This window comes from Nocardia carnea, from assembly GCF_029869215.1.
Classification (GTDB): Bacteria; Actinomycetota; Actinomycetes; order Mycobacteriales; family Mycobacteriaceae; genus Nocardia; species Nocardia carnea_B.
Genome location: NZ_JARWPM010000296.1, coordinates 1 through 11,408 on the forward strand (window position 1 = coordinate 1; position 11,408 = coordinate 11,408).

Genomic DNA, 11,408 nt, shown 5'->3' on the forward strand with positions numbered 1-11,408 from the left:
CGGGGTCGGTCGTATACGCGGTGGGGTGGGTTTTTGTATGAGGCGGGTGAGTTCGATGCGGGGTTTTTCGGTATCGGTCCGCGTGAGGCGTTGGCGATGGATCCGCAGCAGCGGATTTTGTTGGAGGTGGCGTGGGAGGCGCTCGAGGATGCGTGGATCGATCCGTTGTCGTTGCGGGGTAGTGGTACCGGCGTGTTCGCGGGCGTCATGTACCACGACTACGGATTCGTGGCGGCGACCAGCGAACATCGCCGGGACCTGGAGGGGTATCTGAGTTCCGGCGGTATGGCGAGTGTGGTGTCGGGGCGGGTGGCGTATGCGCTGGGACTGGAGGGTCCGGCGGTGACGGTGGATACCGCCTGTTCGTCCTCGCTCGTGGCGATCCATCAGGCATGCCAGGCCCTGCGGGCCGGTGACTGCCGGATGGCCCTGGCCGGCGGGGTGACGGTCCTGGCCACGCCCTCGGTATTCGTGGAGTTCTCGCGGCAGCGAGGGTTGTCGCCGGATGGGCGGTGCAAATCGTTCGGCGCCGGCGCCGACGGTGTGGGGTGGGGTGAAGGCGCCGGTGTGGTGGTGCTGGAGCGGTTGTCGGACGCGCGAGCCGCGGGGCGTCGGGTGCTGGGTGTGGTGCGGGGGTCGGCGGTGAACCAGGATGGTGCGTCGAACGGTTTGACCGCACCCAACGGACCCTCGCAAGTGCGGGTGATCCGGGCCGCACTGGCGAATGCGGGTGTATCGGCGGCGGAGGTGGACGCGGTGGAGGCCCACGGGACCGGCACCACGCTGGGTGATCCGATCGAGGCGCAGGCGCTGCTGGCGACCTATGGACAGGATCGCGCCGAGGACCGGCCGTTGTGGCTGGGGTCGGTGAAGTCGAATATGGGACATACGCAGGCTGCCGCGGGGGTGGCGGGTGTGATCAAGATGGTGGAGGCGATGCGGCACGGTGTGCTGCCGCGAACACTGCATGCGGAGGTGCCGAGTCCGCATGTGGAGTGGTCGTCGGGTGCGGTGGCGTTACTGACCGAACCCCAGCAGTGGCCTTCCACCGGCGTGCCGCGGCGGGCGGGGGTGTCGTCGTTCGGGATCAGCGGGACGAACGCCCATGTGATCCTCGAAGAAGCGCCGGGGGCGGAGCCTGGTAAACCTGCGGCGGCCCTGATCGCGGCCGGCGGAGCCGTTCGGGTGGGAGCGGAGGCAGTGCGGGCCGGTGATGATGTGGAGCCCGTTGGGGCGGAGCCGAACTCGCGGTGTGTCGACCTGAAGCTCGCCCCGGTGCCTTGGATCGTGTCGGGACGCTCGCCGGAAGCCGCCGTCGCGCAGCGGGAACGGCTCCGGGCCTGGGTGACGGCAGATCCCGATGCCGCCGCGGCCGATATCGGACGGTCGCTGACCGCCACCCGGGCTCATCTGCCGTGGCGCACAGCGGTGTTCGCGGGGCGGGACGGGATCGAATGGAACGACACCGAACCGGTACGGGCGAGCAGGGCCGATACGGTTCTGGTCTTTCCGGGGCAGGGGTCGCAGTGGACAGGTATGGGGAAGGGGTTGTTCGAGGCTTTCCCGGTGTTCCGGGCGGCGATCGAACAGATCTGTGATCCGGAATGGTTGTTCTCCGGCGACACCGACCTCGACCGCACCGACAACACCCAGTTGGCGCTGTTCGCGGTAGAGGTCGGGTTGTATCGGTTGCTGGAGTCGTGGGGCGTCGTCGCGGATGTCGTGCTGGGTCATTCGATCGGGGAAATCGTCGCCGCGCATATCGCCGGCTGTCTCTCGCTCGACGACGCGGTGCGGGTGGTGTCGGCGCGGGCACGGTTGATGGCGGCGCTGCCGGGTGGCGCGATGCTGACGATCGAGGCAGCCGAATCGACAGTGGCGGAGGAGCTTCCGGCCGGCCTGTCGGTGGCGGCGGTGAACGCGCCTGGGTCTGTGGTGGTGTCGGGGCCGGATCCGGCGATCGGTGACGTGGAGCGGATGTGGCAGAAACGCACCCGCGTACGGCGATTACGTGTCTCGCATGCGTTCCATTCGGAGATGGTGGAGCCGATGCTCACCGAATTCGAGACGGTATGCCGCGGCGTCACCTGGAGTCCCCCACGGATTCCGATCGTCTCGACCGTCACCGGGCGGCTGGAATCGGACCTCCTCACCGACCCGGCCTACTGGGTCCGGCAGGTACGCGACACAGTCCGATTCTCCGACGGGATCCGAGCCGCCGCCCAGGGGGCCGCGCCGCGGTTCCTGGAGGTGGGCCCGGATGCGGCCCTGGCGCCGATGATCTCACGGATCGCCGGTGACGAGGCAGTCGTCATACCACTGCAGCGCCGCGGCCGGGATCAGGCGGCGAGCCTGGTCCGAAACCTCACCCGGGCGCATTGCCACGGACTTCCGGTGGATTGGGAACAATTCTTCGCCGGCACCGGTGCCCGCACGGTGGATCTGCCGACCTATGCGTTCCAGCGCCGGCGGTACTGGCTGACCTCGGCCCTTCAGGAGGGCTCCGCCGCATCGGATCCGGCGGGTCTGGGCCTGAGCCGCGTGACCCATCCGATTCTGCACGCCGTGCTCGACGTCCCGGGCGGTGACACGGTGTTCACCGGCCGGTTGTCGGTCACTGATCAACCCTGGCTGGCCGACCATACGATTTTCGGGTCGGTACTGCTACCCGGGACCGGCCTGATCGAACTCGCCGGTGCGGCGGGGGTATTCACTGGTTTCTCGCGCGTCGCGGACCTGCTGCTGGAAGAGCCGCTCACGGTCGGAGACCGCGGCGCCGTGGTCCGGGTGGTGGTCGGCGGTGGCGCCACCCAGCGGCCGGTGACGATCTATTCCCGGCCGGACGACGGTAGCGCCGACCGGTCCGGGGACCGGTCGGGGTGGGTGCGCAACGCCTCCGGAACCGTGAACTCCGAGACAGCGGACACCGAGCAGCTGGGCCGAATCTGGCCGCCGCCGGACGCCGGCGCCGTCGACGCCGCCCTCGGATACGAGCGGCTGGCCGAGCTGGGCTACGGATACGGGCCGTCTTTCCGTGGTGTGCGGCGTGTCTGGCGGGGCGGGCCCGGCGAGGTCTACGCCGACATCGAGGTACCCGGACTCGATGTGTCGGCGTTCGGTGTGCACCCGGCCCTGCTCGACGCCGCATTGCATGCGTGGGCGGTCTCGGTGGCGGGGGCGGAGGAACCTGAGGCGGCGCCGGAACTGGACGGGGACACACTGTGGCTGCCCATATCGTTCAGCGGTGTCTCGCTCTCCGGAGGACACGCGAGCCGCCTGCGGGTGGTCTTGCGCAGGGACGGCGACCGCGTGTCCGTCCAGGTCGCGGACGAGACCGGCAGGCCGGTGGCCTCCGTCGACGCGGTCGCCCTGATGCCGGTGTCGCGGCAGCAGCTGGCGGCGTTGAGCGGCCGGGCCGCGCTGTTCGACGTGGAGTGGGTCCCGGTCCCGGAGAGCCCGGGATTGTCCGGCACGGTATGGGGACTCGGTGATCCGAACGTCTTGGCGGGCTGGGGTTCCGCTCTCGTGAGCCGGTGGTTCGCCGACGTCGGTGACATCGTGGACACGGTGGCGTCCGGAGTCCGGGCGCCGGTGGCGGTGGTGGCGCCGTGTGGGTCGCTCGCCGGCGAGGACGCGGGCGAGGACGGAGCGGGCGTGGACGTGGTCGACGAGGCGCGGACGGCCGTCTTGGGTGCGCTGGGCGTCGTGCAGCAGTGGGTTGCAGGTGCCGGATTGGGTTCGGTCCGGCTGATACTGGTGACCTCCGGTGCGCTGTCGGTGCGTGCGGCCGGTGATGCCGGCATCGGGACGGGCGGTCTGGTGCAGTCGGGCGTGGTGGGGCTGGTGCGGACGGCGCAGCTCGAGTACCCGGGGCGGCTGGCGCTGGTCGACAGCGCCGGCGGTGATCCGGGTGCGGCGCTGAGCGCGGTGATCGGAGGCTCGGAAACCGAGGTAGCGGTGCGTGATTCGGGGGTGTGGGCGCCGCGGCTGATGCCTGCCGGTGCGGCTCCCGACGTCGATCCGGTGCGGCCGCCGGTCTCCCAGGATTCGCCGGAGAGTGTCGAGCGGTGGGGCTGGAGGCGGGGCGGTGTGGTGCTCGTCGTGGGCGGCGGCGAGCTGGCCGGAGTGATCGTGCGGTACCTGGCGGTGGAGTGCGGGGTGCGCGATGTGGTGGTCGCGTCCCGGTCGGGCACCGGTGTGAGTGGGAGTCTGGTGGACGAGCTGGCGCAGGTGGGTGCCCGGGTCCGGCGTGAGGCATGCGATGTGGGCGTGCGGGAAGACGTGCGGCGCCTGGTGGCTCGAGTGTCCGCGGAGGTGGGCGCGCTGTCGGGCGTGGTGTACACCGCGGGTGTGCTCGATGACAGCATCCTGGGTGCGCTGACGCCGGAGCGGGTGTTGCGAGTACTGCGGGCCAAGCTGGATGGCGCGTGGTACGTGCACGAGGCGACGCGCGACCTGGAGCTGGACGGTTTCGTGCTGTTCTCCTCGGTGGCGGGTACCGTCGGGTCACCGGGTCAGGCGAACTACGCGGCCGCCAACGCGTTTCTCGACGCGCTCGCGCAGTATCGGCGGCGATCGGGTCTGGCGGCGTGCTCCCTCGGGTGGGGTCTGTGGGAAGTCTCGGCGGGTATGGCCGGCGGTGTGGCGGACTCCGATCGCGCCCGGATGGGCCGCGGGGGGCTCGTGGGACTGTCGGTCCCGGATGGCCTGGCTCTGTGGGATCGGGCGTTGTCGGGTGGCTGGTCCCGAGTGGTCGCCGCGCGGTTCGATCGGGTGCGACTGACCGGGGAGCTATCGGGAGCGGGGGGCGTCGTGCCGTCCCTGATGCGGGGCATGGTGCGCGCGTCGAACGTGGGTGCGGCGCCGACGGCGGGCGTATCGGCGGAATTGGTGTCACGGCTGGCGGGACTGGCGGCCGACGAGCGCCGTAAGGTGCTGGTCGAGCTGGTGTCTTCGCATGTCGGTGCGGTGCTGGGGTTCGGACGCGGCGAACCGGTGGACGCGCGGGCCAGTTTCCTGGATCTGGGGTTCGATTCGCTGGCCGCGGTAGAGCTGCGCAATCGGCTGGCGGGGGTGACCGGTGTGGGACTGCCGGCGACGGTCGCCTACGACAACCCGACACCGGAATCGGTCGCCGAATATATCGATGGTTGTCTGCCGACCGACACCGGCGACGCCGCACCGGATGTCGTGGCACGAGTGGAGGCACTCGAGTCCGCTCTGGCCGGACTCGGCCACGACAGTGCCGAACACCGGATGGCGGTGCGACGGATACGTCAGCTTGCCGCGCGATTCGATACGGCGCTCCCGTCCACGGTCCCGACCGCCGACGACGAGTTGTTCGCCTTCATCGACAGCGATCTCGGCCTCGCCGATCCGGACGGCGACAGCTGATGGCGAACGGGATGAGCGAAAGGAAATCATGACATCCACCGAGGATCGGCTGCGGCATTACCTCCAGAAGGTCACGCAGGAACTGAACGAGTCCCGGCGCCGGCTCGCCGAGGTCGAGAAGCGTACGCGGGAACCGATTGCGGTGGTCGCCATGGCCTGCCGGTATCCCGGTGGGATCAGCACTCCGGAGCAGTTGTGGGAGGTGGTCTCCTCCGGTGTCGACGCCATCGGTGCCTACCCGGCCGATCGCGGCTGGGACGCCATGCGGGAGGTGATACCGACCAAATCGAGCGAACTCGAAGAGGGTTACGCGCAATCCGGCGGATTCCTCACCGATATCGCCGGTTTCGATTCGCAGTTCTTCGGCATCTCACCACGCGAAGCCCTGCTGATGGATCCGCAGCAGCGGCTGGCGCTGGAGGTGACCTGGGAGGCGATCGAACGCGCCGGAATCGTGCCGAGTTCGCTGCGCGGTGCCCGCACCGGTGTGTTCGTCGGGTCGACCGGCGGCGACTATATGGCCTCCCTCGTCCAGGCCGGCAACGGTTTCCCGGGCAATGCGGCGGCCGGTGACGAGAACCGGACCGGTGACGACGCACCGCTGCACGGCGACGGCGTCGCCGCCATCCCGTACATCCCGGACGACAGCGATGCGACCCACATGATGACCGGGAGTATGTCGAGTGTGCTGTCCGGCCGGCTGGCGTACGCGTTCGGATTCTCCGGTCCGGCCGTCACCGTCGACACCGCATGCTCGTCCTCGCTGGTCGCCATCCATCAGGCATGTCAATCGCTGCGCAACGAGGAATCCGATCTCGCCCTGGCCGGCGGCGTGATGCTCATGTCCACCCCGATGCTGCTCGGCATGACTCGGCTGGCGGCCGCCCCCGACGGCCGCTGTAAGGCGTTCGCCGACGACGCCGACGGCACGGGGTGGGGCGAGGGCATCGGTATGGTGCTGCTCGAGCGCCTGTCGGACGCGCGCCGCCACGGTCATCCGGTCGCCGCGGTGATCCCCGGCAGCGCGATCAACCAGGACGGCGCCTCGAACGGGATGGCGGCGCCCAACGGCGCCGCACAGCAGCAGGTGATCCGGGCCGCGCTGGCCAGTGCCCAGCTGACCGGAGCGGCTGTCGACGTGGTCGAAGCGCACGGGACCGGTACGGCCCTCGGCGATCCGATCGAAGCCGGTGCCCTGCTGGCGACCTACGGGGCCGACCGTGCCCCGGACCGGCCGTTGTGGCTCGGCTCGATCAAATCCAATATCGGTCATTCGGGCCCGGCGGCCGGCGTCGCCGGACTGATCAAACTCGTCATGTCCTTTCGGCATCGCACGCTGGCCCCGACATTGCATGCCGAGGTGCCGACCACGCAGGTCGATTGGTCGTCGGGCGCCATGCGGCTGCTGACCGAGCCCGTGCCGTGGACGGCGGACAAACCGCTGGTGGGTGCGGTGTCGTCGTTCGGGGTGAGCGGAACCAACGGGCACGTCCTCGTCGCGGCGCCCGAATTCGCCGAGAGCGGTGCGCATGCCACCGCCGCCCCGGAATTCGCCGGAGGCAACTCGGCGGATACGCAGCGCGGGCGTCCCGAGGGAACCGCACCGGCAATCCCCTGGGTGCTCTCCGCCCGTACCGCGAAAGCCCTCGGGGAGCAGGCCGGGCGGTTGCGCGAATGGCTGGCCGGGCACGCGCCCGAACCGGCCGATATCGGATACTCGCTCGCCGGCCGGGCCACCTTCAAGAACCGTGCGGTGGTCGTCGGGTCCACGACCGGAGATCTGTCCCGGGGGCTCGCGGCGATCGCCGGCCGGACCTTCGACCCCGATGTGGTGACGGGGGTCGCGCGCAATCCGGGTGCGCCGGTTTTCGTCTATCCGGGCCAGGGCGGCCAGTGGGCGGGGATGGGCCGCGCACTGCTCGCCGAATCGGAGGTGTTCGCCCGCGCGGTCGCCGACTGCGATCGGGCGCTGGCCCCGTGGACGGGCTGGTCGGTGACCGCGGTGCTCCGGCAGGACGAGGGCACGCCGGCGCTGGACACCGTCGATGTCATCCAACCCACCCTGTTCGCCGTGATGGCCGGGCTCACCGAACTCTGGAAGTCGATGGGTGTGACGCCCGGTGCGGTGATCGGGCATTCCCAGGGCGAGGTCGCGGCGGCCTACGCCGCGGGCGCGCTCTCGCTGGACGACGCCGCGAAGATCGTCGGTGTGCGCAGCACACTGCTCGCCACCCTGAGCGGCGGCACCATGGTGTCGGTGCTGGGGTTGCCCGCCGCGCAGATCGAGGAGCGGATCGCGCGTTTCGGTGCCGCGGTGTCGGTGGCCGCGGTGAATTCCCCGGAGGCGCTGACTCTTTCGGGTGACCCAGAGGCACTCGCCGAACTCACCGCGGAGTTCACCGCCGAGGGTGCGCGGGCGCGCCGGGTGCCCGGCGCCACCGGGGCGGGGCATTCCGCCGACGTCGACAAGTTCGAGGACGAGGTCCTCGAGGCATTCGCCTCGATCACACCCCGGGCAGCCCGCATTCCGTTCTTTTCGACGGTCGTCGGTGACGAGATCGACACCGGCACCCTCGATGCCGCCTACTGGTTCAAGAATATGCGCCGGACCGTGCACTTCCATGCCGCGCTGCGATCAGCGCTGCGGGCCCGGTGGCAGACCTTCGTCGAACCCGGTCCGCACCCGGTCTTGTTACCGTCCGTGGACCGGATCGCCGAGGATCTGTCGATCCGGGTACTCACCAGCGGCACCTTGCATCGGGACCGGGGCGACCTCGGCCGCTTCTACACCTCGGCTGCCGAACTGTATGCCGAGGGCGTGCCGGTCGACTGGCGCGCGGCCTTCCGCGGTGTGCCCGCCCGCCATCTGCCCGACCTGCCGACCTACCCCTTCCAGCGGCAACGGTATTGGCTGCCGGATGAATTCGCTGCGGCGGCACCGCGTCCGGTAGTTGCTCCGGGCAGTGAGTTCTGGCGTCTGGTCGAACAGGCCGATACCGCCGGTCTGGCACGTCTGATCGGCGGCGATACCGAATCGCTGGCGACGGTGCTTCCGCACCTGTCGTCGTGGTGGCAGCGGTCCGGCCGCCACCGGCTCGCCGATCGCTTGCGCTATCGGACCGTTTTCGAACGGCTCGCCCGGCGGCCCGCTGCGGTGACGCGGTCGACGTGGTACGTCGTGGTCCCGGAAGCAGATATCGATGAGCGGTCGGCGGCGGTCGTGGACGCCCTGCGTGATCATGCCGGCGGCGTGCACCCCGTCCCGGTGCCGGCAGACGCCACCGGCGGCGAGATCGTGAACAGGATCCGGCAGGCGCCGCCCGCCGACGATGCCGCCGGCGTGCTCTGCGTGCTGGGACCGGGCGCCGGGACGGACCCGATCGACCTGGCGCGGGCGCTGGGGGAGAGCGAGTTCGCTCATCCCCTCTGGTGGGTGACCACCGGTGCCGTTGCCGTGGGCCCGGCGGATGCCGCGCCCGATCCCGATGCGGCGCGGATCTGGGGTCTGAGCCGGGTGGCCGCACGCGAATTCCCCGCGGTGTGGGGTGGTGTGGTCGATATGTCCGCCGCCCCCGGCGCCACCGAGCCGGCCGAGTTGTGCGAGATCCTCGGCCGGGACGGCGACGATCAGCTGGCCGTGCGGGCGGACGGAGTGTTCGTACGACGGATCCGGCGCGGCCGGGCGACCGGCGCGGATTCCGGGCTCCAGCTGTCGGGGACGGTGCTGATCACGGGCGCGCCGGACGGCATCGCGGGAGACCTCGCGCGCCGGTTCGTGAAGGACGGCGTGCGGCACCTCGTCCTGACCGCTTCGGAGGGCACCGCGGCGGCCGCGGAGTTGGCGCGTGCACTGCGCACCGCGGACGTCACGGTGACCTTCGCCGACTGTGACCTCGGTGACCGCGCGGCACTCGCCCGGGTGCTCGCGGAGATCGGCGACGACCACCCGCTGACCGGGGTTGTGCATGCGGCGGGCGCGGAGGACGGAACCGGCGCCGAGACCGGATATGCCGTCGCCTGTCATCTGGACGATCTCCTGGCGGACCGGGCGCTCGATTTCTTCGTCCTGCTCACGCCGGCGTCCGGCGCCTGGGGGGTACCGGGCGGCGCGGAGGCCGCCGCGACGAATGCCGCGCTGGCCGCGCTCGCGCACCGGCGGCGTCACCGCGGCGCCGCCGCGAGCGCGATCGGCTGGCACGACACCGCTGTCGGCGCCGCGCCGCCGGATCCGGAGACGGCGATCGAGGCACTGCTGCGTACGGTCGCCGCCGGTGAGGCGGATGCCATGGTGGCCGGGATCGATTGGGAGCAACCGGAGTTCGCCGGCACCCGGGGCGGCGGGGTGTTCACCGACCTGCCCGAGTTCCGCCGGTTGCGCACTCATCACGAACAGAACGCGACCGATCACGACCTGCTGCTGGCCCGCCTGGCCGGCAAATCCGCGCCGGAACGGGAACGCATCGTCGTCGATTTGATCCGCGGTGAGATCGCGGCGGTCCTGCGCTACGACTCGGTGGACGATATCGAAACGGAAACACCATTTCGTGATCTCGGATTGGATTCGATCTCCGGGCTGCAGATCCGGAAACGACTGGCCGTCGCGACGGGTACGGACCTGCCGATCCGCATGATTCTCGAACACCCGACACCTGTGGAACTGGCCGCTCATCTGCTGACCGAACTGGGCGGGCAGGACATCGGAACAGGCACCATGCCCGCCGAAAGAATGGAGTTGTGAGGTGCGGAAACTGTACGAATTCGGTGAGGTTCCCCCGGTAGGGGAAGTCCCCACCCACATGTACGCCTCCCTGATCCGGCGCGAACGTTTCGGTGAGCCCACCCAGGCCTTCGTGACGGAGGTCGTGGAAACCCCCGCGCCCGGCCGGGGCCAGGTGCTGATCTGGGTGATGGCCGCCGGGATCAATTACAACAATGTCTGGGCCGCGCTGGGCCATCCCGTCGATGTGATCTCGTTGCGGCAGAAACTGGGTCAGCCGGAGGACTTCCATATCGGCGGGTCGGAGGGGTCGGGCATCGTCTGGGCCGTCGGCGAGGGTGTGAAGGGCGTGGCTGTCGGCGATCATGTGGTGCTGGCGGGCGGTCAGTGGGACGAATCGGCGCACGATATCCGGGGCGGGGCCGACCATCCGACGTCGAAGGGTATGCGGGCCTGGGGGTACGAGACCAACTACGGGGCGTTCGCCCAGTTCTGCCTGGTGTCGGACTATCAGTGCCATCCCAAGCCGGCCTGCCTGACCTGGGAGGAGGCGGCGTGTTTCATGCTCACCGGGCCGACCGCCTATCGGCAGTTGTTCGGCTGGCCCGGTAACGAGGTCCGTCCCGGAGATGTGGTGCTCATCTGGGGTGGCGCCGGCGGATTGGGGTCCATGGCGATCCAGATGACCAAGGCCGTCGGCGCGATTCCGATCGCGGTCGCCTCGAGTGCGGAGCGCGCCGAATACTGCCGTGAACTGGGCGCCGCGGGAGTGATCGACCGGACGGAATTCGATCACTGGGGCCGTCTGCCGGATACCGAGGACGCCGTCGCCATGGGCGAATTCCTGCAGGGCGCCCGGAAATTCGGCAAGGCGATCTGGGATATCCTCGGCGAGCGCCGGTTTCCGAACGTGGTCCTCGAACACACCGGTCAGGACACACTGCCGACGTCGATGTATGTCTGCGACAACGGCGGCATGGTGGTGCTCTGCGGTGGCACCACCGGCTACAACGGCGATGTGGATCTGCGGCACCTGTGGATGCGATCGAAGCGATTGCAGGGCTCGCACGGCGCCAACCTCCGCGAATACCGGGAAGTCATCGCGCTGATCAATGCGGGACTGCTGCGCCCCTGCCTGTCCCGCTGCGGCGAATTCGACGATATCGGGGCATTGCATCAGCTGATGCACGACAACGTGCACCCGAGCGGAAACATGGCTGTTCGGGTGAACGCGCCGGCGGGCGCCGGATGAGGCGGTCCCGGCGTAGCGGCGCCGCGTATCTCCACAGGCCCGCGG

Annotated in this window: 3 protein-coding genes; all 3 read left to right on the plus strand. The window is 69.8% G+C overall.

Translation table 11 applies throughout. The annotated features are described in order from the left end of the window. Positions 1-5,394, plus strand: a 5,394-nt coding sequence (locus QH276_RS20865; RefSeq protein ID WP_280401717.1) for a type I polyketide synthase, incomplete at its 5' end; no start/stop codon positions are given. Positions 5,395-5,422: 28 nt separating this feature from the next. After that, positions 5,423-10,132, plus strand: a complete 4,710-nt coding sequence (locus QH276_RS20870) for a type I polyketide synthase (RefSeq protein ID WP_280401716.1) — start codon at positions 5,423-5,425, stop codon at positions 10,130-10,132. Position 10,133: 1 nt separating this feature from the next. After that, positions 10,134-11,363 (plus strand): crotonyl-CoA carboxylase/reductase, encoded by a 1,230-nt coding sequence (gene ccrA / locus QH276_RS20875; RefSeq protein WP_280401715.1) that lies wholly within the window; start codon positions 10,134-10,136, stop codon positions 11,361-11,363. Positions 11,364-11,408 lie beyond the last annotated feature (45 nt).

Excerpts from the sequence above, each read along its gene's own strand:
- QH276_RS20870 (WP_280401716.1), top strand. The coding sequence starts at position 5,423 with ATGACATCCACCGAGGATCGGCTGCGGCATTACCTCCAGAAGGTCACG.